General features: G+C 45.7%; 21 protein-coding genes. 15 read left to right on the top strand and 6 right to left on the bottom strand.

Annotated elements, in window-relative coordinates; all coding sequences use genetic code 11:
- The first annotated feature begins 29 nt into the window (after positions 1 to 29).
- From QUB30_RS23025 to QUB30_RS23005, 5 genes are all read left to right on the top strand, one after another.
- Positions 30 to 863, top strand: a complete 834-nt coding sequence (locus QUB30_RS23025) for a Crp/Fnr family transcriptional regulator (RefSeq protein ID WP_445300534.1) — start codon at positions 30 to 32, stop codon at positions 861 to 863.
- 124 nt (positions 864 to 987) lie between these two features.
- A complete protein-coding gene (locus tag QUB30_RS23020; RefSeq protein WP_333338086.1) occupies positions 988 to 1,656 on the top strand; it encodes an HAD-IB family phosphatase in 669 nt (222 codons plus the stop codon).
- A gap of 248 nt (positions 1,657 to 1,904) precedes the next feature.
- Positions 1,905 to 2,546: a methylthioribulose 1-phosphate dehydratase gene (gene mtnB / locus QUB30_RS23015; RefSeq protein WP_333337996.1), complete on the top strand. Its 642-nt coding sequence runs from the start codon at positions 1,905 to 1,907 to the stop codon at positions 2,544 to 2,546.
- A gap of 72 nt (positions 2,547 to 2,618) precedes the next feature.
- Positions 2,619 to 3,653, top strand: coding sequence for a patatin-like phospholipase family protein (locus QUB30_RS23010; protein WP_333337993.1), 1,035 nt, complete (start codon positions 2,619 to 2,621; stop codon positions 3,651 to 3,653).
- Between the two features lie 225 nt (positions 3,654 to 3,878).
- Positions 3,879 to 4,688 carry an MlaE family lipid ABC transporter permease subunit gene (locus QUB30_RS23005; protein WP_333337991.1) on the top strand — a complete coding sequence of 270 codons (810 nt, stop codon included), beginning with the start codon at positions 3,879 to 3,881 and terminating at the stop codon, positions 4,686 to 4,688.
- A 162-nt stretch (positions 4,689 to 4,850) separates the two neighbouring features.
- On the opposite strand, the gene QUB30_RS23000 is transcribed toward QUB30_RS23005, so the two are convergent.
- Positions 4,851 to 6,362: an SGNH/GDSL hydrolase family protein gene (locus QUB30_RS23000; protein ID WP_333337988.1), complete on the bottom strand. Its 1,512-nt coding sequence runs from the start codon at positions 6,360 to 6,362 to the stop codon at positions 4,851 to 4,853.
- A 353-nt stretch (positions 6,363 to 6,715) separates the two neighbouring features.
- Between QUB30_RS23000 and QUB30_RS22995 the strand changes: the two genes are divergently transcribed.
- A complete protein-coding gene (locus QUB30_RS22995) occupies positions 6,716 to 7,060 on the top strand; it encodes a Dethiobiotin synthetase (protein WP_333277670.1) in 345 nt (114 codons plus the stop codon).
- A gap of 161 nt (positions 7,061 to 7,221) precedes the next feature.
- Positions 7,222 to 7,470: a hypothetical protein gene (locus tag QUB30_RS22990; RefSeq protein ID WP_333337987.1), complete on the top strand. Its 249-nt coding sequence runs from the start codon at positions 7,222 to 7,224 to the stop codon at positions 7,468 to 7,470.
- A gap of 599 nt (positions 7,471 to 8,069) precedes the next feature.
- Here QUB30_RS22990 and QUB30_RS22985 read toward each other — a convergent pair.
- On the bottom strand, positions 8,070 to 9,284 hold the full coding sequence (locus QUB30_RS22985; RefSeq protein WP_333337984.1) for a hypothetical protein: 1,215 nt from the start codon (positions 9,282 to 9,284) through the stop codon (positions 8,070 to 8,072).
- Positions 9,285 to 9,428: 144 nt separating this feature from the next.
- Here QUB30_RS22985 and QUB30_RS22980 point away from each other — a divergent pair, with 144 nt between their 5' ends.
- Positions 9,429 to 9,893, top strand: a complete 465-nt coding sequence (locus QUB30_RS22980; protein WP_333337982.1) for a hypothetical protein — start codon at positions 9,429 to 9,431, stop codon at positions 9,891 to 9,893.
- A 101-nt stretch (positions 9,894 to 9,994) separates the two neighbouring features.
- On the opposite strand, the gene QUB30_RS22975 is transcribed toward QUB30_RS22980, so the two are convergent.
- Positions 9,995 to 11,281, bottom strand: coding sequence for a glycoside hydrolase family protein (locus tag QUB30_RS22975; RefSeq protein WP_333337979.1), 1,287 nt, complete (start codon positions 11,279 to 11,281; stop codon positions 9,995 to 9,997).
- A gap of 325 nt (positions 11,282 to 11,606) precedes the next feature.
- Positions 11,607 to 12,266: an NAD(P)H-binding protein gene (locus tag QUB30_RS22970; RefSeq protein ID WP_333053110.1), complete on the bottom strand. Its 660-nt coding sequence runs from the start codon at positions 12,264 to 12,266 to the stop codon at positions 11,607 to 11,609.
- Positions 12,267 to 12,384: 118 nt separating this feature from the next.
- Between QUB30_RS22970 and QUB30_RS22965 the strand changes: the two genes are divergently transcribed.
- The 3 genes from QUB30_RS22965 (at position 12,385) to QUB30_RS22955 (ending at position 17,679) form a co-directional block, all read left to right on the top strand.
- Positions 12,385 to 13,098, top strand: a complete 714-nt coding sequence (locus QUB30_RS22965) for a DUF1997 domain-containing protein (RefSeq protein ID WP_333337976.1) — start codon at positions 12,385 to 12,387, stop codon at positions 13,096 to 13,098.
- A 674-nt stretch (positions 13,099 to 13,772) separates the two neighbouring features.
- Complete coding sequence (locus QUB30_RS22960) at positions 13,773 to 15,986, top strand: ATP-binding protein (RefSeq protein WP_333337974.1); 2,214 nt, start codon at positions 13,773 to 13,775, stop codon at positions 15,984 to 15,986.
- Positions 15,987 to 16,206: 220 nt separating this feature from the next.
- Positions 16,207 to 17,679 carry a response regulator gene (locus tag QUB30_RS22955; RefSeq protein ID WP_333337971.1) on the top strand — a complete coding sequence of 491 codons (1,473 nt, stop codon included), beginning with the start codon at positions 16,207 to 16,209 and terminating at the stop codon, positions 17,677 to 17,679.
- A gap of 283 nt (positions 17,680 to 17,962) precedes the next feature.
- Here the strand turns inward: QUB30_RS22955 and hisG are convergent, their stop codons facing one another.
- Positions 17,963 to 18,607, bottom strand: coding sequence for an ATP phosphoribosyltransferase (gene hisG, locus QUB30_RS22950; RefSeq protein ID WP_333076539.1), 645 nt, complete (start codon positions 18,605 to 18,607; stop codon positions 17,963 to 17,965).
- Between the two features lie 198 nt (positions 18,608 to 18,805).
- Between hisG and QUB30_RS22945 the strand changes: the two genes are divergently transcribed.
- The 3 genes from QUB30_RS22945 (at position 18,806) to rppA (ending at position 20,621) form a co-directional block, all read left to right on the top strand.
- On the top strand, positions 18,806 to 19,075 hold the full coding sequence (locus QUB30_RS22945; protein ID WP_333337968.1) for a hypothetical protein: 270 nt from the start codon (positions 18,806 to 18,808) through the stop codon (positions 19,073 to 19,075).
- A 156-nt stretch (positions 19,076 to 19,231) separates the two neighbouring features.
- Positions 19,232 to 19,882, top strand: coding sequence for a glutathione S-transferase family protein (locus tag QUB30_RS22940; RefSeq protein WP_333337966.1), 651 nt, complete (start codon positions 19,232 to 19,234; stop codon positions 19,880 to 19,882).
- 52 nt (positions 19,883 to 19,934) lie between these two features.
- A complete protein-coding gene (gene rppA / locus QUB30_RS22935) occupies positions 19,935 to 20,621 on the top strand; it encodes a two-component system response regulator RppA (protein WP_333337963.1) in 687 nt (228 codons plus the stop codon).
- Positions 20,622 to 20,703: 82 nt separating this feature from the next.
- Here the strand turns inward: rppA and QUB30_RS22930 are convergent, their stop codons facing one another.
- Entirely contained in the window at positions 20,704 to 21,540 is an 837-nt protein-coding gene (locus QUB30_RS22930) for a metallophosphoesterase (protein WP_333337960.1), read from the bottom strand.
- Positions 21,541 to 22,219: 679 nt separating this feature from the next.
- On the opposite strand from QUB30_RS22930, the gene QUB30_RS22925 reads away from it, so the two are divergent.
- Positions 22,220 to 22,456, top strand: a complete 237-nt coding sequence (locus QUB30_RS22925) for a hypothetical protein (protein ID WP_333337957.1) — start codon at positions 22,220 to 22,222, stop codon at positions 22,454 to 22,456.
- Positions 22,457 to 22,666 lie beyond the last annotated feature (210 nt).

The following is a 22,666-nucleotide window of genomic DNA, read 5'->3' as shown; positions in this document are numbered from 1 at the left end:
ACTCTTAAATATATCCCAGAGCCTCACTTATGCAATCAACTTCCACACCTGTAGAGACTATCGATCGACCGTTTATCACTTGGCAGCGAATTATCGACTGGGCCCAGGAACACTACCGCTGCCGGACTTTTAGCAAAGACGAGCGGATTCCCGCCAGACCCGGACTCCTGTATTTAGTCCAGAAAGGTTCTGTGCGGCTCGTAGGCAGCGCTCAAGTTAGCGCCGCAGCGGCGAAGTCAAAATCCGCTGACAAAACTACAGAAGAAGCTTTTTTGGGCTTCGTCGGCGCTGGTCAGCCCTTTGAACTGGTCGCTCAGTCTCCGTTTACTCTCCAAGCTTACGCCCATGCCGATCAAACTCACGTAGTGTGGATGTACTGGCACGACTTGGATAATTGGCCTCACTTTCGCAGGGAAATTTTAGATGCGTTTCGCTACCAGCACCAGCGGAAACTTCTCTGGCTGAGCACTTTGGGGCAGCGCCGGACGATCGACCGACTGCTGGGATTTCTCACTTTGTTGATCGAAGAGTTCGGCGAACCTTACGTAGGTGAGGACGAACCGGAGGTGGTTCGGGGCTACCGGCTGCCTTGGACATTGACTCACGCTCAAATTGGCAGCGCAATCGGCTCAACGCGGGTGACGGTGACGCGGCTGATGGGTAAGTTGCGCTCGAAAGGTTTGATTAATACTGAGGATGATAATTTAATCTGTTTGCCGGCTAAGTCTAACCCTCAAAAGACAAAAAACCAAAAGCAGGATGTAGAAGCATTCCTCGAAGATTCTCTCGACGACGATTCTCTCGACGACGATTCTCTCGACGACGATTCTCTCGACGACGATTCTCTCGAAGAATCTGCATAAAATCCTGCGGGCAATTGCCAACAAACAGCGCGTCGCTATTAGTTGTTGGCCGTCGCGCTCAGTCGCTCGACAGTGTACGATGAATTGTGTAAACTTTTCCCGTTCTCGAAAGGTGCGACTGACAATGACCGATGACAAGCAAAAATCTTCAATCCCGAACAATCAGCAACGGGTGGTATTCTGCGACTTTGACGGGACGATAACTGTTGAAGAAACTTTTGTGGCAATGCTCAAGCATTTCGCACCGGAACTGTCGTCTCAACTGATGCCTGAAATATACGCTAGAAGGCTGAGTTTGCGATCGGGAGTGCGGCAGTTACTAGAGTCTATTCCCTCAAAACGTTACGGGGAAATTGTGGAATTTTCTAGGGGAAGGCTGATGCGGCCGGGATTGTTGGAATTGCTGGATTTTTTGGACGAGAAAAAGGTAGATTTTGCGATCGTTTCCGGCGGTCTTCGGGTCATGGTAGAGACGGTAATGGGCGATTTGGTACACCGGGCGAGCGTTATTTACGCTGTGGATGTGGACGCTAGCGGCCCTCGCTTGCAAGTCAATTCTAAGTTTGAAGGAGATGAGGAATTGGTGTCTAAGGTGCGGGTGATGGGGCAGCACCCGGCCGAGGAACAGGTGGCAATCGGAGATTCGCTGACGGATTTTAATATGGCTTTGCAGGCTTCGTCGGTGTTTGCGCGCGATCGGCTTGCCCAGTATCTAGACGAACAGCAAAAGCCTTATACTAAATGGGATAATTTTTTTGATGTGTTGGAAAATTTGTCCCAAAAATGGAATTGAAACTATCGCCTTTCTCAGGTAATATAAATTCCGTTTGCATCGGTATTGTATGATGTTAAATTTTGTAGGGGCGGGTTCACCAACAATAATTGCCCATAATAAACAATATAATAAACCCGCCCCCGTGCAGATAAGTCCGATGCGACCGAATTTGATATAAGGTGTGCACGGATTACCCTACGTTTAGATAGGCCAGCGCAATTCCTATTAACGTAAAAAGTAGATTAAAAGCTGAGGATTTGTAAAGAATGAGTGGCGATTTGAGATCGGATTTAATTGCAGCAGCCAAACATTTTTACGATCGCGGTTGGATGGTTGGTACTGCTGGCAATCTTTCAGCCCGCTTACCAGATGGCAGTTTTTGGATTACTGCTAGCGGCCGCGCGAAAGGGCAGTTAACTGAAGCAGATTTTATCAGAATGAGCTCAGACGGCGCAATTGTCGAGCAACCTGTTGCCGACAGCCGCCCTTCGGCAGAAACCAGCATTCATTTAGCCGTTTACAATTGTTTTCCAGACGCTAAAGCTTGCTATCACGTGCACTCCATCGAGGCAAATTTAGTTTCTCGGCTAACAGCAGGAGATGCAGTGCCTTTACCGGCGATCGAAATGCTCAAAGGTTTGGGGGTATGGGAGGAAAACCCGCAGGTGTCGATACCCCTCTTTACAAATTATTTAGAAGTCCCTAAGATAGCCAAGGAAATTTGCAAATTATTTGCCATTTGTGCGCCCTCTGTACCCGCTTTGTTAATTCGCGATCACGGCATCACAGTCTGGGGAGACTCGCCAGCCGCCGCCTACAATTACGTAGAAATTGTAGAATACATTTTTCGGTATACGATCGCAGCCCGCCAATTAAATTTAGATTTGAGATTTGAGAGTAGAGATTGAGCGGTGCATGAATTCCGAGGCTTAGGGATTTGAAATCAGGAAACGAGCAAACATCCAGAATAGACAACAATTATGGCTAAATATACCAGGATTTTATCCATAGATGGAGGCGGAATTAGAGGAATTATCCCCGCGCAAGTTGGAGTTAGCATTGAGTCAAAGCTGCAACAGAAAAGTGGCAACCCAGATGCGAGAATAGCTGACTATTTTGATTTAATCGCCGGCACGAGTGCGGGAGGAATTTTAACTTGCATCTATTTGTGTCCCGATCCTGAAAATCCCACCAGACCTCGGTGGTCTGCCCAAGACGCTGTTAATTTTTCGATTAAGAGCGGCCGCGACGTTTTTAAGAGTTCATTTTGGCAAAAACTCAGATCTATAGACGGTTTGATAGATGAGAAATATGCGAGCGATCGCTTAGAAAAATTATTTTTGGAAAACTTTAGAGATTGCAAACTCAGCGAACTGCTAAAACCTTGTTTAATTTCCAGTTACGACATCGAAAGAAGAAAAGCTCACTTTTTCGATCAAATAGATGCTCAACAATATCCAGCCGAAGACTATTTTATCAGAGATATAGCCAGAGCCACATCTGCCGCTCCCTCTTATTTTGAAGTTCCAAAAATCTACTCTTTGACTAACGAACGCTACGCTTTAATTGACGGGGGAGTATTCGCAAACAATCCGGCACTTTGTGCCTATGCAGAAGTTAGAAATAAATTCCGAATTCCCGACGATCGCCCCGACAAAGGCCCGACAGCAAAAGATATGGTAATTTTATCGCTGGGGACGGGAGAAGCTCAGAAAAAATTCCCCTATGAAGAAGTAAAAAATTGGGGTCAAGTTGAGTGGGTTGAGCCTTTAATTAATATCATGATGACGGGAGTTGCTGAAACTGTAAATTATCAAATAATCCAAATTTATGATGCGGTTGAAAGACCGAATCAATATTTGAGAATTAGTCCAGATTTGAACCGCGAACAACCCCTGCCGATTGATGATGCCTCGGAAGAGAAGATATCGGAACTGCTGAGAATTGGCAAGGATCAAGCCGAAAAATATAATGAAGAGTTGGATAAGTTGATCGACTTGTTGCTTGCCGAGTAGTCATAATATTTTAGATTTTAGATTTTCGATTTGGAAATGAGTGATGATTACCACAGAATCAATTAGTGCCAATCTAAAATCTAAAAAGGTATAGCGCACCAAGCGCAGGGCAAGCAGACTGAAAATATATGTTGACAAATCGTGCAATAATTGCTGTAGGATTGCCGAACATCAGTAGGTGGCAGTGATTCGCCCTGTTTGCAATTAATCGCGAGCCCTCAGTCATTGGTTAAAAAATACCGAGAATACGATCGACCTTTAGATGAAACCTTTAATAACAGGTGGTTTCAGCGGTTTTTAGTGACGCTGTTCCTGGGCGGCCAAGTGCTGCTGCGCATACTCCAAGGCAAAATTGACCGCAGCAAAATCATGGAACATTTAGTAACAGTAGGCCTGGATTCTTTGCGTTCCGTACTGCTAATAGCCTTTTTTGGCGGCATGATTTTTACCTTTCAATCGGCCAGAGAATTGATTCGCTTTGGGGCAGTTGGGGCGGTGGGAGGTGCTTTTGCTATGGCATTTTGCGGCGAATTAGCACCACTTTTAACGGCCGGCGTGGTGGCGGGACAAGTAGGTTCGGCCTTTGCGGCGGAGATAGGAGAAATGCAGGTGACAGAACAAATAGACGCCCTGTATATGTTGAGAACAAATCCGGTTGATTATTTAGTAGTGCCGAGGGTGATAGCTTGCTGCATCATGCTGCCTATTTTAACAATTTTTGCGGTAGCAGTGGGCATTTTGGGGGGGCTGTTTGTGGCGGTTAATTTTTATGAGTTGGAACCGTCGGTATTTTTGGAATCGGTGCGGACTTTTTTGGGGCCTTGGGATTTAGTAAATGTGGCGATTAAGAGTTTTATTTTTGGGTTAATAATTGCCCTTGTCGGTTGCGGTTGGGGGTTGACGACGACGGGCGGAGGTAAAGGAGTAGGCCAAGCTGCAACGGCGGCGGTGGTGACTTCTTGGGTGTTTATTTTTGTCGCGGATTTGTTTTTATCGCTGTTGATGTTTCACGAGTTTGGGATTCCGAGAAGTTGATAATCTTGGCGATTATAGCAGGAGTCAGGAGTCAATATTTTTAAATATTAAGGGTTTGAACAATCATCAACCCGAGTGCCACCAGGATTGCTATAAAATAACATGAATATTTTTTAAACCGCAGATGAACGCGGATGAACGCTGATAAAATTGCATCAGCGTTCATCCGTCTTCATCCGCTGATATCTGCGGTTTAAAACTTTCAACTTGAGACTTTAGATTGGAGAAAGGAGGGCGATACACTCGAATTGCTTTAATTGGAAATTTCCCATCTGTTTCGGGGACGATTTCGAGGGTGTGTTTGGAGTTGCTCAAATTCTGAGCTAATGTTGTAGGGTATTCGCGGCTTGAATCTGCAATCTTTGGCGGAACGTATGAATCAACAAACATCGGCCGCACCTGCCAGGAAATCTCAAAGCCTGGAGGCGTCTGTTTTTTAGAGTATTCATAGGCATTTTTCAGCCACCAGTTTCTCGCTTCAATCACGACGCGGCCAGAGTTTGAGATAAAAAGTTCGTCGTTTGTACCGCTGCCGTCATAACCTGTTTTAGAACCTACAACGTCAAATTTAAACTTGCTGGCGTCGCTGTTAATCTCAGTAATTACGGCTTTCCAATCTTCGACGATTAGCGGTTTTTGGCTGGATACTTGGAGAATAGCCGGCCAAGCGACGCCAAGACTAACGCTAGGTCTGGTGATGCTGTAAAGTTCAGGAAATTCTGAGGGTTTTTTGCCGTCGATCGCAATTCTAGCAGAAATTGCGTTGCCGTTGAAGGTTTTATCGGCGATCGCATCTATTCTATTTCCTTCAAATTCTAAAATCAACTTCCCATCTTGCCATTTAACATCGCTGCCCACGGTATAGGTTTTCACTAAATCCTGCTGCGGCACTGGAGGAGAATTTGGGTTGTATCGCAGGTGCGGTTTTATGAAAGCAGCTAGCAGAAAATTCCCCCAATCGTTGAGGTGAATTTCATCCCTCAATAGCTGTTTGGGCTGCAAGCGATTATCTTTCAAATACCTGCGCCAAGGTTCGCGAATTTCTGCCATTTCGCAGCCGTATTTATCGGCTAACTCAGGCAGCCATTGAGTAGAATGAGTGTTGTGCCATTCGTATCTGTTTACTTGTTCTGGGTCGTCGCTGCTGCCTGTCGGCATCCAGTCGATGTGGTCTGAATGCAAGAGTATTTCGCTAGCAGTGCGGCTGCGGACATTGGCAATTATGGCTTCGTAATCTTCACCGCCTCCGTAGACGTGAAAAATTAGCAAATCAGGATAAAAAGGATACAAATCATGTTCGCTGGGACGGATTAAAATCGGGGCTGACAATCCTCCTATAGCCCGATTTTCCACAATCAAATCTGCATTGGGAAAACGCTCTTTCAAATCCTTCGCTACATCTTGCCACCAATCTTGCTGAGTGATGGATTGACCGTAAAATAGGATACGCACTTGGCGGCGTTCTGTTGGAGTGCTAGCCGCAAGTAGCCCCATTGTCCTTTGAATCCTTGCTCCAAAAGTAGCATTATTTTCAATAGGAGCGGGTGGGGGAAATGGCGTATCGGCAGCGATTTTTTTGATGAGCGGAACTAACAGAAAGCTCACACACAAAAAAAGCAGCCACAAGTAGCGGTAAATTTTTGATTTTATGCTCTTTCCATGCCGTTTTTCCATTGTTTTATTTTTCCGTTTTGTAAAACCTATTCATAACTAAGCTGTTGGGCATCTAAGTTATATTTTTGGGCGGGTTATGAGAACCTATCCCACAAAAAATTCATCAAACTTGACTGTAAAATTTAGATACGCTTGGCTTTACCAAGAGTAGCTGTAGGGTGGTCTTCGGCGCACCTTACGAGAGCTGTACGGTACAGGACAATGCGACGTTACGATTAACTTTCGGGTACAGGGCTGGCGCACCTCACGAGTAGCTGTAGTTTAGCCTGTATCGAAATATATTACCAAATTGAGCGAGACAAAAAGTGATATAATGCCAGCTAATTAATTGCAAGAGATCGATCGCACGTCAAATGGATTACAAAACAGCCCGCAGTTTTCTGATCGACCAAGGAACCGCCCTCGAAACCAAGAAAAATCCCGACGCCTTCCTGATGCGTCTCAAACAAGGTCAGCCGCCCGTACCGGGACAAGTGACATCGATTTTATTAGCTTTAAAAATATTGTTTGAGGGCCTGCAAGAATCTCCAATGCTCGACCGACAATTAATCTCGGCACTGCATTTACTGTCAGTAGAAAGTTTACTGCAATTTGAAGCTGGACTGCGCAGAGGAGTTTCTTGGCCGCCGCTGCTGAAAGAAGACTTAAATCGAATTGCGATCGCAGTCAAAAATATCTTTTCCGGCGTCTGGCAATAATTAGCTCGGCAACCATCGATCCCGATACCCACCGCCAGCAAACTCAAAATTTTATCCTACAAATTTTTGTAAAATTTTATGTTAATCTTGCTACATTTACCCTCAAATTGTGGCATTTTAATATAAGAATCGGTTCTAACCAGCAATTGGAGAAACTACTCATGAACCCAGAAGAACAGGCTAGACAACTAATTGCACGAGAAAGGCAGCATAGCGAACACTTGCAAGAATCTATGCTCAACCGTTCCTCCCACGAGCTAGAAACACCTCGGGAGGGAATTGCTGAAGAAAAAGCCAGAGAATTAATGGCTCAAGAAAGGCAGCACAGCGAACACCTGCACGACTCTATGTTAAGCCGTTCCTCCCAAGAGGTAGAGGCATCGATCGCACCCGATGACACTGACAAATAATTTTTGTTAACACAAGACTTACGGACAAAAAACCAAGAAACCTGGTTTTTATACCAGAAAAAACGGCTGTAAAAATGTTTTTGTGTAAACAACCAGGTTTCTGCGTCCTGCAATAGTTCAGCACAGCAAAACTATACTCAAATCGAGGCGGATTTCAGGTGCAATCAAAACAGCCCGTGCTTGGTTGGCAGCCGCTATCACCAACCTCAACGTGCCATATATAGCAAGAGAAAATGCCAAGTTCTACTGCTCGCGAAAGCTTTCGAGGGATGCCAAAAGACTTGGCAGTCCCGCCAGGGTAGCAGACACCAAAGCCTCATCTTTGTAAACTCGCGATCGGACTATACGGATACTTTTGGACGCAGAGATTATAGAGTCTCGCCGTTCCGAATTTCCGGTTTCAACCCGCCCTAAATTTTTTGTTTCTCGCGTCACACAAAACATAGCAGTATCCTCAGTTTATCCCTAGATATGCCCGTAAAGTTTCTCAGGGCTTGGCTCAATATTTTTATTGTTACTCAGATAGGTAACACAGATAAAACCATGAAATAATTATTTACGATAGACAGGGATCGAGTAAAACTGCATAACAAGTCTTATTAATTTGTTACAGGCCCCTCCTGTTTAAGCCGATCGCCCGCGACGACACAGACACCAGCAATCAAAAAGGCGATCGCCCCCACAATCGCCGTTGTAACAGCAGGAATCGCCTTTGGTGCCACAAACACCACAGAGTATAAACTCATCCCCAGGGAAAAACCGCCAAAATACAACCCTACGCCGAATCCTCCTCTGCGCGGAGGAACCAGAGACAAAGCAAAAGGAACTGTACCAGTAGTAATCAAACTGTTGGTAAAAATCACAGCCAAAACAGTCGCAGCCACCATCACCAACCCCTGACTAAAAACCATTGCTAACAGCAAAATAGCCGTTGCTACCAATCCACCCAACAGCATCCGCTGGTTTCCCAAGCGCACCGCAATCACCCCAGCCAGCAAAGAAGCAACAGCTAAAGCCAAAGTAAATCCCGCCATTAAAAACTTACTATCAACACCGGCGATTTGAGTTTGGAAAACATGGGGCAAAATCCGTTCCCCCATCGCCCGAGTGCCCCAAGCCACAGCCATTCCCGTCACCGCAATTAACCCCACCGCTGTGATAGAAACTCTCTCGGAAATTTGAGTATCCGGTGGCAATTCCGACAGCGCAACATCAGGATTAACCGATCGCAAAAAAGCCACCGCACCCAACAATACAAACGAACCAACAGCAAAAGCAAAAGCCGGCCCCAAACTCAGAATAAAATCTCCCGCAACAGGCCTTGCCGCCCCAACCAATCCCCCTACAAGCACCAACAAACTCATGGCTTGGGGCAACTGGCTTTGAGTTGCATATTGGCCCAACAGCGACACTGCGGGCGATCGAAACATCGCCATTGCGATCGACCAAGCTACTATTACCGCAGGCAAAATCCAGCGCAGGGGCGAGACTGGATTGCCGAAAATAAAAATAGCCGGAATCGCAATAAATAGCACCGACGACAGAATAGTGCCGACAACAATTAGCGGAAAACGAGTTCCCATCCAGCGACGCTGCTTGTCAGAAAGCCAGCCAGCAAAAGGTTCGATCGCAATTGCCAAAGAATCCTCTAAAAGTCTGATACCCCTGTCGAATCCCGCAAAACCAAATCCCGCTAAAAGTTGAGGCAAATACAGTCGGTAAAGCATCCAAGTCAGAGTAATTGCTCCCTGCAAAGCTGCCACGCCTCCCACTTGACGCCACAAAATTAAAGACTGAGATTGAGATTTTTTCATGTTTTTGACAATATTTTATGATATCTGCAAGGGGAGGCTTTATCTATACTGTTAGCTACCTAAAATATATCTGGTGAAACCCGAACATTCTATTTTGAAACAGGTAAATGGCGATCGATCGTTGCGCGGGGGCGGGTTTATGAGATGATTGGTCTTAGGCACGGATGGTTGGTAAAACCCGTCTCTACCAGTTATCATTCTTTAGCTATGTTTTTTGTACCGCATCTCCTTGTAGCACCAACAGTTATAGCTCAAATTAGACCGACTGTCGAAAACTTATCCGATGGAGACTACCGCTACCGAGACTCCTTTGGGATCGATCGACCTTTTCGAGAAATTCAATTTCGCAAACAAGACAGATACATCACCGGCAGCGATTCCGACCAACGCACGGGAAAAAGTTACTGCTTCCGGGGAATCCCCCAGCAGAACAACATTATTAACATCACGGTAGCGATCGAAATTTCCCCGAAAACAGCACAGCAAACTGAGTGGAAATTAGCACCGGGAAACCCGATTAATTTCGACAAGCTTTATCCGCTGCAAGCTGGGCCTGGATTAGAATTGTACAAATGCCTGACAGCATTTTTACCAAAATTGAGGGATTAGTTACTCGTTACTTTTTAGTGGTTATTTCTTCAGCGCTTTGGCTTTTTAATAACCAATAACATTCGTTAACTGTTAACTGTTAACAGCGAAGATTTAACTCCCTAAGAACCAGCATTTTCCAATTCTTCCCGCAGCATTTCCCGGTAGACTTTCGGCAAACTAGAACTCATAGAATTGTTCTCAATTCCATATCCCAAACTCGTCCAAGTTCCCGAAAGCATCCGCAATACGTCAGTTAATCTTTCCTGCCGCAACATCTCAGGAATATCAGCTTTCCAAAACTTGCGATCGCTCAACCAAGCATAAACCACAGCATCCTGATCTTCTGGTTCAAAACTGTAATCTTCCCAGAATAAAAAATTAGCACGACGCGCCTGATAGCGCTTAGCCTTCTCCTTCCAAGTCGTAGTCAGAAATTGATACCTGCCCGCAGCGGTAGTACACTTGCCTCGATTCGGGCCATTAACAATCTTCACGCACCAGTCAGGATGCCGGCTCAAATCTAATATATATTTGCCACCGTAAACAACGTGATAAGGTCGAGCAACATTCGACTCGCTAGCAGAAATAGTTCGCATCAGCGCCCGAATGTAAGGATCGCCGGTTTTCATAGCCAGCGGCGGCAATTTTCCCACCCCGCTTGCCGACTGCGACAACTGCTGATTTCCCCGCAAACTGTCAACCACAAAAACACCGCCGCCAATCACAGCGCCGATTAAAAGTATAAATCCGAGGATTTGAATTTCCGATCGCCTCAGCAAACCCCTTTTTCGACGGCTCAATTTCTCAGCTTCGAGCAAAGTCATTTCCATTTCCGCAATTTCGGCTAATTTTCGAGCCACCCGCATCTGTCGCACCCGAAAATCGTATTGATATAGCGGCGCGGCTAACAGCGTTAAACTCGATAAAGCCCCCGCCAATTTGCTCAGCCAGAAATCGAATTCACTGGCTACCGCAACATTTGTCAGAGTAGATATTCCTGTTAGTAATTGAGCCGGATCGATCGATCGCGCTGGCCAATAAAAAATCGCAAGCTGCACCAACAGCGACAGATTAAAGGCAAAAAAAATCACTACAACCGCATTCAACCCTTCTCGCAAGTGCGATCGAATACCAGTGTGCCTGCGCTTGAACTTGCGCGCAACGCGAAAGCGCCCCGGCAGCATAATTAGTAAGGGATTTAAGATTTTGACGGCTAACAAATGAAAAACAAAAAACAAAGGCAACTGAATCAGCCAAGCCGCCAGCAGTAGAGTCAGAAAGCCGATATCGTCGCTGACAAAAGGAATGCCCCTGCGAAGGACAAAACTAAAACTCTGAGCGAGAGCAAATGCCCTTAACCACGAAATCGGATAGGGGAACCAAGCTGGCCACTTGAGAGTTTTCATGCTGAGAGAAGGAAATTTCAACGGCGAATCGTAAAACTATTAAGATTTTGCCAGATTTGGCGATCGGAAAATTTTGCAAGTGCGATCGAGCTTACATCAGACACCAATGTCAGTAACAGGCAAGATGCCTGTTCCACAAGACTTACAGGCTCTCTGCGGGCGGGAGAACCCGGAATTCTTGTGGGGTGGGCCGTGGGGTGGGCGTCCCGCCCGCCCAAAAATACAATTTAGATGCCCAACAGCTTAGGGTGCGTCAGCCCCAATCTTTGACTCAAATCCAAGTGTTTTTTGTCTGACGCACCGAACCCAAGCGAGGCTAATTCAATCAAATCACACTGGCAAACAACTCCTCAAAACTTTTTTGCGGAGCCTCCGACTTCGCCACAATTTCCACAACCTTGTTGCGAGAAGTCGGCTGAAACAGCGCCTCCACGCACACTTGGGCTACCTTGGTGCGGGGAATGCTGCTCTCAAACATTTTGTCCGCACCAGTCATGACGATCGCATCTGAATTATCCTCATTTTTGAGACCGCCCGGACGGACGATCGTATAAGTCAAGCCGCTTTTTTGCAAATACTCCTCGGCTTGCTTCTTCCAAACCAGAATCAGCCAAAACAAATTTAGCGGGTGAAAAAACTGAGAGACGCACAGAGAAGTCACAAGCACAAAATGCTCAATGCCCTTAGCCTTAGCTGCATCCACCAAATTTTTAGTACCTTCAAAATCCACCTTGTAAGGCGCTGTCGGGTCAAAACCAGGGGCCGCCCCTGTCGCGCACAGCAATACCGTACTATCGCCGATGGCATCGCCCAGGGAAGTCGCATTTAATACATCCCCGGTCACTAACTCAGCCTCCGGCGGTAAAATTTGTCTAGCTGTGTCTAGATTTCGGACTAAAGCGCGCACGGGAATACCTCGCTTGACTAATTCTGCGACGATGCGGCGGCCAGTCTGACCTGTGGCTCCTGCTACAAATGCTTTCATAAGTCGAGTTATGCTGAACTAGGGGTAAGTTTTGTTACTATCAATTTCTCAATTGTAGGGAGAAAACTTCCTGAACACATCCCCAACCCGACCGGTGCGTATTACAGGAGAGTATACGATGAAGCAGGATTCCGCTGAATATCAAACTTTTGAAGCTTCTGACGAAAATTACTACCCAGATGTGAGTTTCCGACAGCCCGAAAGTGCAAGTGCGGATGCAGCAGAGGAAGTTGAGCCGATTTGGTTTCACGCACATTTTGAAGACAGCATGGAGATGTACGCGGATGCTGAGACGGTGGCGAAGCATTTGAACAACCACAAGAGTTGGTTTTGCCAGTGCGCTTGGCCGATGAAGGCCCAAGCGATCGGCGATAACGGCTACGATTTATTAATCGGGCGTTTTGGGGCTTTCGGCTACCGCGTTGAAGCGAGAATTGGTTTAGAGTTGCTGCCGCCTGACGCTGAAGGCTGCTATTTGATTAAGACTATTCCGGTTCCGAATTATACCTCGCCTGGGTATGAAGTGGATTTTCGATCGGCGATGAAGTTAGTGGAAATACCGTCTCAGGAGTTTGCCGCCGATTGGCCGAGTTCGGAACGTGCTAAGCTGCCGCCTGCGATTACCAGTGCTGCGTGGAAGCTGGATTTGGCTGTGGGAGTTTCCTTTCCCAAGTTTATTCGATCGATGTCTCAGCCTTTGATAGAAAAAACCGGCGATGCGCTTTTGGAAAAAATTATCAAACAAGTTAACCGGCGCTTGACTTATAAAACTCAGCTTGTTTTTCACGAAAGTTTGGGCATTCCTTTTCCGAAAAATCCTAAGAAGCATTAAGTGCGATCGCACTTAATCACATTTGTAGGGCGCTAATGGCGCACCTTACCCTTAAGTGCGATCGCAATAACTCATATCATTTTTTATTTGAGACTTTGGCGTGAGCGCTCTATGGAACGATTTTAGATTAAACAATTGGGAATAATTGCTTCTGTATGGCTTGGGAGCGCGGGTCTACAGTTGCTTTTTTGAAAGTGATATCATTTGAAACTGATATCACTTCCTTCGCGTGCTTAGGGCGTACCTTACCCCTACTTTATTGCACGGAACACTTGCTTTACCAGTTAATCCCAATAACCAAATTATTGTTAATACAATTTAAGGGTAAGGTCGTGATTGTCTTTTGACATATCCTCTTTTATTATCACCATAATTAGTTTTTATTATGGGTAAATTTAGCACAGGGTTGGACACCATAGTTTGAAGTCAGAGGTCATCAACTTGGGAGCATTGTTATTAAAAGATTCTTCTTCTGTCATCATGCTTTCCCTCCTTATTCCCTCATGATTAAGCAGTGTAGCCGATGCAGTTCAAAGCTGGCTCCGATCGCCCTCCCAAAGCAGCAAGTGTCTCAGATCACAAAAGCGATCGATCGCCCTCACTGCCAAAAAACCTAAAATTATGTCAAATTAAGTAAAGGGGATCGATCGCTTTTGCCATATCCGTAGAAAGTTATGACAACAAAACTAAGAGCTACAGACACAAAAAAAATGGAGATAGACTGGCAGCAGTTGAGGGCAAACCAAGAACTAATTCTCGATCAAGTAGACAATGCGATCGCTCTGTTCGACTCGTCTGACTGCTTAGTTTTGTTTAACAAAAAATTGGCAGGAATCTGGGGACTGTCCCCAGAATGGCTGGCAACAAAGCCGAAGTGCCACTTGCTGTTTGCAGAAATTGTCGATCGGGGTTACTTGTCTGTTGAGCAGTGGCAAGACTTTCAGCAAGCACTCGAAAAATCTCAGGATGGAAGTTTATCATATTATTTCGAGCAATCTAATGCGGTTTGTTTGGAGGTTTGCGCCACGATTACCAACAGCGGCGGACGGCTGTTTACCTTTAGAGATGTTACGGTATACCAAAACTCCCAAGCTAGCTTGAACGCAGAAGTCAGGCGGCTGAGCTTTCTTTTAGGTTTAACCGAACGCCTGCAAAACTCTCACAGTTTGCAAGAAATAGGTCAGTTTGCCCTCACCTATCTGGTAGGGGCAATGAATGCAGCTTTCGGAGATGTCAAGGTGATTAGCGGCAAGGGAAATGACCGGCAAGCGTCGGGGATTTGCAACCAAGTTTCTAGTCAATTTTTGGCTACTTACGGGGAACCCGTAGTCGCAGGAATGCAAGAATTGCTAGACCAAGGCATTCCCTACGGCATCGGTTTGCTGTGGGAAGTAGTGAAAACTGGTAAACCTGTGTTTGTCGAGGATTATGCCCAACATCCCAATGCCGTGCCGGAATTTCGGCATCCGGGAATCGGACAACTGGGTATTTTTCCGATCGCAGCTACCAACGGCACAATCATCGGAGTGCTGACGCTGGAGTCCCGCAACATCAAAAAACTGCAAGCCGCCGTCCACCAAGACGTACTGGAAGCTGCTTGCCGGACTCTGGGGGCGGCGATCGAGCGGGCTCAGACACAAGAGAACCTGCGCCAAGTTAACGAAGAATTAGAGTATTCTTCTCAGTTGAAATCCGAGTTTTTAGCCTCGATGTCCCACGAATTGCGGACGCCTCTCAACAGCATTCTCGGCTTTTCTGACTTGCTGCTGCGGCAAACGGCCGGACAGTTGAGCGATCGACAAATCAACTATTTAGAACTGATCGAAAAAAGCGGCCAGCACTTGTTGCAGCTAATTAACGATATTCTCGACCTTTCTAAAATTGAAGCGGGGAAAGTAGAACTCAATTTACAACCGGTTCGCGTTCACGAACTCGCGACAGACTGTCTAAAAATGATGCAGCCGCGGGCCGACAAAAAGCGAATCGGTTTGTCTTTAGAACTCGACTACCGCATTACTAAAGTTTTGCTCGACGAACGGCGAGTGCGACAAATTGTGATTAATTTACTTTCCAATGCCATCAAATTTACCCCAGAACAAGGACAAGTTAAACTCAGCGGGCGTCTGGTCTACGGCAGTGAAATAAAGGGCGACTACCGGCCGGATTGTTCTCCTGTAAATGCCAGCACTCCTTATTTTTGTTTTGAGGTGAAAGACTCCGGCATCGGCATTCCTCAAGACCGCTGGCACTTGCTATTTCGACCTTTTCAACAGGTCGATTCTTCCCTGACTAGGCGGCACGAAGGTACAGGTTTGGGTTTGGCTTTGACTAAACGTCTGGCAGAATTGCACGGGGGAACTGTTTCTTTTCAATCGGTTTGCGATCGGGGAAGTCTCTTCCGTGTTTGGCTGCCTTTGACGGAGATGCGTCAACAGTTGGGAAACTTTGCTTCTTGTGCTTTGAATTCCAAGTTAGTCCCTGCTTCTGCGATTGCTTTACCAATTGGCAGCAAACGGATTTTGGTTGTCGAAGACCAGCCTTTTAACCAAATGTTAATTTCTGAGGTGATGGAATTGGAAGGGTACGGGGTAGAGATACTCACGAACGGGAAGGCAATGGTCGATCGTATTCTCGCTGCTTCTAAAGCCCCGCAGTTGCTGCCGGATTTGATTTTGATGGACATTCAGTTGCCGGATGTTGACGGCTTTGAGTTGATGCGTCGAGTTAAAGCAGATCCTGTCTGGGAGTCGGTACCGATGATTGCTGTGACGGCGATGGCGATGCCTGGTGACCGCGATCGGTGTTTGGAAGCTGGCGCTTCTGGTTATTTGAGCAAGCCGCTGGATCTGAATTTGACGATCGCGACTGTCCGTTCTTTTCTCAGCTAACAATAATTATTTGCAGTTCCAGCACTGCCATTTATAATAATTGATAACCAGAAAGGTTAAACTCAATAGTAGATAAATATCTATAGGACTTGCGCACACTTGCCTCAAAAACCCGGTTCCTACGAAAAATATCGAGTGTAGTAACGATAAATATACGAATCAACCAGTTTTCGAGCTTCCCCACACGCAAGTCCCGAGCTAAATTCAATATATATATTCCATGTCAAACAAGTCGCCCTGCATCATGTTGGTTGATGACGAGCCAGCTAATCTGACTTTACTGGAAGAGTTATTGCATCTGAAAGGATACGCCACAGTATCAGCACTATCTGGCGATGAAGCGCTCTCCCTCGCCCGCGCATCTCGACCCGATTTAATTTTACTGGATATTATGATGCCGGAGATGGACGGTTTTGATGTGTGCGATCGCCTGCGGAAGGATACGGCATTGCAAACTGTACCGGTGATTTTTTTGACGGCTCTCGACGACGATACCTCTCGCCTCCGAGGGTTAGAAATGATGGCAGACGATTATTTGACAAAGCCTTTTAACAGTCGTTTGTTGCTGGCAAAAGTGGAAAATGTTTTGCAGTTGAGTCAAATGCGATCGCAAGCTGTATCTTCCCAATTCAACCAGCAAGTGAAAGAGCAAAGCAAGCGCCAAATCGCCGCAGCTTGGGAGGCAAACGAATATCTTTCTGAAAAATTTCAGCTATTTGTGCCGGAGCAGCTTCTCGGACGAATTGCGCCGCAAGGAATAGAATCTATTCAGTTGGGCAATGTCACAGAAGAAGAGCTGACTATTTTATTTTGCGACATTCGCGGGTTTACTGCGATCGCAGAATCTCAAGAAGCTCGCGAGACTTTTGAATGGTTGAACGCTTTTTTTACTCAAATGAACGATTGCATAACGTCCCACGGCGGGTTTATTGACAAATACCTAGGCGATGCAATCATGGCAGTATTTGACAAGCCGAACTCTCACGCTATGGATGCGATCGAAGCCGCAGTAGCAATGCAAGAAAGATTGCAGGAATTTAATGCCAGCCGCGACAAATACAATTTAGAATCTCCAGTCAATATCGGTACCGGAATTCATACAGGTATCGGCATGATCGGCACTTTGGGTTCCGATCGCCGCATGGACTCTACAGTCATCGGCGATGTAGTAAATACAGCTTCTCGGTTAGAAAATTTAACTAAAATATACGGCTGCCAAATTATTGTTAGCGAAAATGCGATCGTTCATGCGAGAGAATTTCTAAATCGCATAAGTCCCAACTCAAAATCAAAAGAAAGTCTATTATTGAAGTGCGACTTGGAAGTGGAAACACAGGAGAGTATTATTTCTACTTCTGGGGCGACTGCTACAGACAGCGATTTGCCAAGCAACAATTATTATTATCGCTGGATCGATCGAGTAACCCCGCGCGGCAAGCAGCAAGCTATTGAAATCTACGAAATTTGGATCGCATCCAGTCCCGACTCGGAGGCAAAGCGGCTTACCCAAGTTTTATTTGACAAAGGAATTCAAGGATGGCAATCCGAAAGATTTGTCGCCGCCTTGGGATATTTTCAACAACTAATCGAACAAAACCCTGCTGATACAGTCGTCAGTTTTTATATAAATCGGTGCCAGGAAAAACTAGGTTTGATACCTGCAACTAGCAGTTCAGAAAGATTTAACTTTTAGGGCGGGCTAGAAGCCCACCCCACAATAGTTTAGACCTATTGCAAAAGTCGCTAATTATCCTGCTTTGCCTCTGCGTTGCGTCTGTGATTTCCCTATCAATGATATCAAATGCGGTAGCATCGGAATTAAGATTAACCACCGCTTTCGAGACGGCAGTGCTCTTGGACTACAATTAATCGCGGTAGTCCAAGAGCACTGCCGTGTCCTCTATATCATGTCGCTCGTGCATGGGGAAACAATATGAAAGATTTATGAAATAAGTCTACTCTAATTGGAGTTCGCATCAAACAGTCGTCAAAACTTGCTCTCTCAACTTTCCAATTAACTCATTAACCCCCCCTGCATTCAAACGATAACTCAAAGGATGACCGATTAAATAAGCCGAACTTTCAAACAAAACATCAATTTCCACCAAACCATTTTCTCGCAAAGTTTTGCCAGTCGAAACCAAATCTACAATTGCTTCCGACATACCCGTTATCGGCCCCAACTCCACAGAACCGTAAAGCGGCACAATTTCCACCGGCAAATTCAAATTGTGAAAATATTCCCTCGCACAGTGTACGAACTTAGAAGCAACTCTACCGTGAGGAGGTAAATCCACCGTTCGCCGGTAAGAACTGGATTCCTTCACCGCCACAGACAGCCGACATTTGCCAAATTTTAAATCAATTAAATTGGCAACTTTCGGCTTTTTTTCCCGCAAAACATCATAGCCAGCAATCCCCAAATCCGCTTGACCGTATTCCACATAAACTGGCACGTCGTGAGTCCTTACTAGCAAAGCTTTTGCTGTGCCGGTCGGGTCATAAATTTGAAGTTGTCGGTTAGAGGAATCGAGAAAAGCACTGAAGTCTAATCCAACCGATTTAAACAGCCGAATGCTATCTCCTAACAGTCCGCCTTTGGGAAGTGCAACAGTAATCATGTCAATTTTTAGAGTGTAAATTGCTCAATTTGGGAAGGGGGCGATCGCGGTACAAGCAGAAACAGCTTTTACCAAACTCAGAATAACACATAGAGTTCACAGCTAAATATAAATTTCGGGTATTGCTCGCTCCTTTGTTTGGGTATATATTATATTTAGTAACTTTTTAGAGACTCACTTTTTTAAATGGCGGTCAGTATGGAAAACGATCGAGAGTTTGACAGTCAAGAAATTGACGGAGAATTTCACAGTCTAGACCCGGATTCCCTGAAAATTACAGTAGATGAAATCCTCTCAGGCGGCGGTATAGAGGCCGAGGAAATGGATTATACAGTAGCCGTACCTACCGCTAACCACGCCAGCATCCCCAGGGTCACAGGCTTCTCATCTTATGTGAAATCAAGCGTGTTCGATCGCGCCCCCCGATCGCAGTTTGCAGAAAAACGCGGAACGCTGGGAAGCTGTTAATGTAAAATGCTTGCAGAGGCTGGTGCATAAAACGGGACGATCGCCCGTTAGCGAAGCCCTCGAAGAGGATCGCCATTGTGTGTTGCACCTTTGTGTATTCAACTCTAAAACTTAAAATTTAATCGGCGACGATCGCCAATAGCTGACAGCTAAACTATGACCGAATTGACACTTGTTATTGGTAATAAAAATTATTCCTCTTGGTCGCTGCGCGCTTGGCTGGGGATGAAACAAGCTGGACTGGAATTTGCCGAGGTCAGAATCCCTTTAGACTGGCCTACAACGCCTGAAGAAATTCGGCGCTATTCTCCCTCGGGAAAAGTACCAGTTTTAATCGACGGCGACTTGAAAGTGTGGGAATCTTTAGCAATTTGCGAATACGTTGCCGATCGCTTTGCAAATGATTTGTGGCCGGCCGATGTAGCGGAACGGGCGATCGCCCGTTCCATCTGCGCCGAAATGCACGCGGGGTTCCAAAACTTGCGCGAAAATATGCCGATGGACTGCCGCAACCGCTATCCGGGAGAAGGGATGACTGCCGGTGTCGAAGCAGAGATCGATCGCATCTGTTCCATTTGGCGCGAATGCCGCCAAGAATTCGGGACAGGCGGTAATATGCTATTCGGAAAATTCACAATTGTTGACGCGATGTTTGCCCCCGTTGTCATGCGTTTTGTCACCTACGGAGTCAAATTAGATTCAGTAACAAAAGCCTATGCGGATGCGATTTTGGCATTGCCTGCCATCCAGGAATGGGTAGCAGCAGCTTGCAGCGAAACGGAAAGTATTCCACACATTAAAATCTAGTACAAATCAGTTTACTTAACCTAAAATCTCAAATCTCAAATTTGAAATCAGGATGCGGATTCTTTTAGTTGATGATGAAGTTGAGTTAACTGACCCTTTGAGTCGAGTCTTAACGCGCGAAGGTTATACAGTTGATGTGGCATTTGACGGAGCAAGTGGCAGCAATTTAGCAATGCAGGGCAATTACGATTTGCTAATTTTGGATTGGATGCTGCCGAGACAAACTGGACTGGCAATTTGCCAGAAGTTGCGATCGCAAGGACGGAATACGCCAGTGCTATTTCTCACCGCCAAAGATACCGTAGACGATCGCGTACAAGGACTCGACGCCGGTGCAGACGACTATTTAGTCAAACCTTTTGAACTGCGAGAACTGCTAGCCAGAGTCCGCGCATTGCTGCGGCGGCCTCCTACTTTTGATGCCGAGGTTGCTGTCGGGCGGCTGCAAGTTGCAGATTTACAGCTAGACTACGACAATCAATTAGCTTATCGGGGCGATCGCACAATTGATTTATCAGAAAAAGAATGTCAGTTGTTAGAATACTTAATGCGCCATCCCGGTCAATTGCTAACACACGAACAAATCCACCAGTATTTGTGGAGTGAAGCAGAAAAACCCAGCAGCAATGTATTAGCAGCTCAAATTCGCCTGCTGCGGCGCAAAATAGAAGCCCCGGGCGAATCTGTACTAATTCACACAGTCTACGGCAGAGGCTATCGCTTTGGAGAAGCAAATTAAAAATAATAGAAATCGTACAAAATTCCTTTTTCCTTCTGCTATATTATCTGCGATCGGGAAAGTGTGCACCCTAAACCCGCCCTTACCGATGTTGACAAACCAAAGTAATTACTGTCACCTCCGGCGGACAAAATAGCCTCCCGGGCGCATAAGTTCCCAAACCGCGATTCACGTACAGCAAATTATTCCCAACCTGATGCAAACCGCTAGCCCATTCCCAGTGAGTAACTACTCGATCCCAAACCGACAGATAAGGAATCCACTTTCGCACTGGTTGAGGAATCCAATAGCCAATTTTTCTGACCCAAGCGTACAAAGGGCCGATACCGGGAATAACGATTTGACCGCCGTGAGTGTGTCCAGACAACTGCAAATCAATCCGCCAATTTTGCAGCTTTTCAGCAGTATCAGGATTGTGAGACAATACAATCCGAGGAATCGCGGAATTTATTGATGCCATTACAGGTTCAGGCGCAAAATCTCCCGACCAAAAATCTGCCAACCCAACTAAAGCCAATTCTGACCCCAAAGGATAGATTGCTTCGTTGTACAAAACCCGAATCCCGACGCTATTTAAAGCATTAGCAACCTCTATTTTTGCCCCCGGCCAATAGTGGTCGTGATTGCCCAAAACCGCGTAAATTCCCACCCGACTTTGCAAGTTTTTCAATCGCTGCACTAAGCCGTAAATAGGTGCCGGATCGTAGGTAATAAAGTCACCCGTTAAAAAAATCAGGTCGGGTTCTGCTTCATTAGCTGCTGCAATCGCCTCTTCTAGCAACCATTCCGACAGCCGCACCCCATCATAGTGAAAGTCAGTAAGCTGTACAATTTTAGTATCGGATAGATTTACTGCAAGATTGGCGATCGGTATTGTTAAATTCTCTACCCGCAATTTCCCAGTTAATAACCTGTGCATAAATCTAAGGTTTATTGACAGAGCGAAACCTCTAGCTTAGCAAATAAACAGGCAAGACTGCAAAACTAGCTATTTTCCCCTCTTTCTTCTGCCATAGGACTAATGAGTGTTGACGGCAGACTAATAACTACAGCCTTGGACGCAAAAAGTGGGATTAACTCAAAAAAATTGCAACAGAAATGCCCAATCTTCATTTAGGCTTCCTCGCCAAATAGAGCTTCGGACTAGAATTTTATTTAATTACTAGGGCATTCAACAAAAAAATAGATTGCTAAGCGACTGTTTAACTCAATTTAAAACTGAGACGATTTATTGCATATTATTTTGATTTTTTTAAAAATATTAAATATATAAATAATTACAAATACTTGTAACGTGGAGCGTAATTTAAAGGCCCAATAAATTAGCTCGATCTATTTTTAGGAAAAACTACTTAATAAACAATCTTTGGGTGAGTTTATTAAGTAGCGATAGTTGTCTCTTATGATGATTATTTAACTGACTTTAATCCTCTATTCAATAGAATTTAGACCGGATTTTCTCCGATGGTTTGATAACTACTAACTAACGTTGAGTGCGCTAAAGTTACGATCGCACTAGCTAGCTAAATTGTCGATCGAATGCCACCCGTATTGTTTTGACATTACGCGCCCAACTACTACAGCATTTTTATAATATTATGACTTGCGTAACAATCGGTTTAAAACGCGATCGCTCCTCTTCAGACTGGCATTCCCCGCCCCGCATCTATATTCTTTTGGCAATTGTTCAAAGCTCAGACTTGCGCCACATCCCCAGAGAATCGGGCTACCACGGGAAGATGGCCGCTACCAAACAGTATATAGCGGCAACTTCGAGGGATTGTCTTTACTGCGTTAATCTCGCATCTTGCACGAATGTCAGCAAAGGCCTCTAACCCGCGCCACAAGAAATAAACTCTTGTGGCGCGGGTTAGAGGCCCGCCCGGATTAAGACTGTTGCGACAAGTGCAATATCAGAGTTCATCTTCAAACCATCAATTCACGCCGGCGATCGCCATCTCTCCCCTGTCATCAGCTTTCCTAATCGCAGTCATCAGTTTAACTGTCGCTACACCCCTTTACAAACCTTAACAACACAGTTAATA

The sequence above is a fragment of the Microcoleus sp. BROC3 genome (assembly GCF_036702515.1).
Taxonomy (GTDB): domain Bacteria; phylum Cyanobacteriota; class Cyanobacteriia; order Cyanobacteriales; family Microcoleaceae; genus Microcoleus.
The sequence above is the reverse complement of the archived record's forward strand: the minus strand, read 5'-3'. Positions and strand labels throughout refer to the sequence as shown.

What these genes read in the sequence shown, in the direction of transcription:
- QUB30_RS23025 (WP_445300534.1), top strand. Translation starts at nt 30, where the DNA reads ATGCAATCAACTTCCACACCTGTAGAGACTATCGATCGACCGTTTATC.
- QUB30_RS23020 (WP_333338086.1), top strand. Translation starts at nt 988, where the DNA reads ATGACCGATGACAAGCAAAAATCTTCAATCCCGAACAATCAGCAACGG.
- mtnB (WP_333337996.1), top strand. Translation starts at nt 1,905, where the DNA reads ATGAGTGGCGATTTGAGATCGGATTTAATTGCAGCAGCCAAACATTTT.
- QUB30_RS23010 (WP_333337993.1), top strand. Translation starts at nt 2,619, where the DNA reads ATGGCTAAATATACCAGGATTTTATCCATAGATGGAGGCGGAATTAGA.
- QUB30_RS23000 (WP_333337988.1), bottom strand. Translation starts at nt 6,362, where the DNA reads ATGGAAAAACGGCATGGAAAGAGCATAAAATCAAAAATTTACCGCTAC.
- QUB30_RS22995 (WP_333277670.1), top strand. Translation starts at nt 6,716, where the DNA reads ATGGATTACAAAACAGCCCGCAGTTTTCTGATCGACCAAGGAACCGCC.
- QUB30_RS22990 (WP_333337987.1), top strand. Translation starts at nt 7,222, where the DNA reads ATGAACCCAGAAGAACAGGCTAGACAACTAATTGCACGAGAAAGGCAG.
- QUB30_RS22985 (WP_333337984.1), bottom strand. Translation starts at nt 9,284, where the DNA reads ATGAAAAAATCTCAATCTCAGTCTTTAATTTTGTGGCGTCAAGTGGGA.
- QUB30_RS22980 (WP_333337982.1), top strand. Translation starts at nt 9,429, where the DNA reads ATGATTGGTCTTAGGCACGGATGGTTGGTAAAACCCGTCTCTACCAGT.
- QUB30_RS22975 (WP_333337979.1), bottom strand. Translation starts at nt 11,281, where the DNA reads ATGAAAACTCTCAAGTGGCCAGCTTGGTTCCCCTATCCGATTTCGTGG.
- QUB30_RS22970 (WP_333053110.1), bottom strand. Translation starts at nt 12,266, where the DNA reads ATGAAAGCATTTGTAGCAGGAGCCACAGGTCAGACTGGCCGCCGCATC.
- QUB30_RS22965 (WP_333337976.1), top strand. Translation starts at nt 12,385, where the DNA reads ATGAAGCAGGATTCCGCTGAATATCAAACTTTTGAAGCTTCTGACGAA.
- QUB30_RS22960 (WP_333337974.1), top strand. Translation starts at nt 13,773, where the DNA reads ATGACAACAAAACTAAGAGCTACAGACACAAAAAAAATGGAGATAGAC.
- QUB30_RS22955 (WP_333337971.1), top strand. Translation starts at nt 16,207, where the DNA reads ATGTCAAACAAGTCGCCCTGCATCATGTTGGTTGATGACGAGCCAGCT.
- hisG (WP_333076539.1), bottom strand. Translation starts at nt 18,607, where the DNA reads ATGATTACTGTTGCACTTCCCAAAGGCGGACTGTTAGGAGATAGCATT.
- QUB30_RS22945 (WP_333337968.1), top strand. Translation starts at nt 18,806, where the DNA reads ATGGAAAACGATCGAGAGTTTGACAGTCAAGAAATTGACGGAGAATTT.
- QUB30_RS22940 (WP_333337966.1), top strand. Translation starts at nt 19,232, where the DNA reads ATGACCGAATTGACACTTGTTATTGGTAATAAAAATTATTCCTCTTGG.
- rppA (WP_333337963.1), top strand. Translation starts at nt 19,935, where the DNA reads ATGCGGATTCTTTTAGTTGATGATGAAGTTGAGTTAACTGACCCTTTG.
- QUB30_RS22930 (WP_333337960.1), bottom strand. Translation starts at nt 21,540, where the DNA reads ATGCACAGGTTATTAACTGGGAAATTGCGGGTAGAGAATTTAACAATA.
- QUB30_RS22925 (WP_333337957.1), top strand. Translation starts at nt 22,220, where the DNA reads ATGACTTGCGTAACAATCGGTTTAAAACGCGATCGCTCCTCTTCAGAC.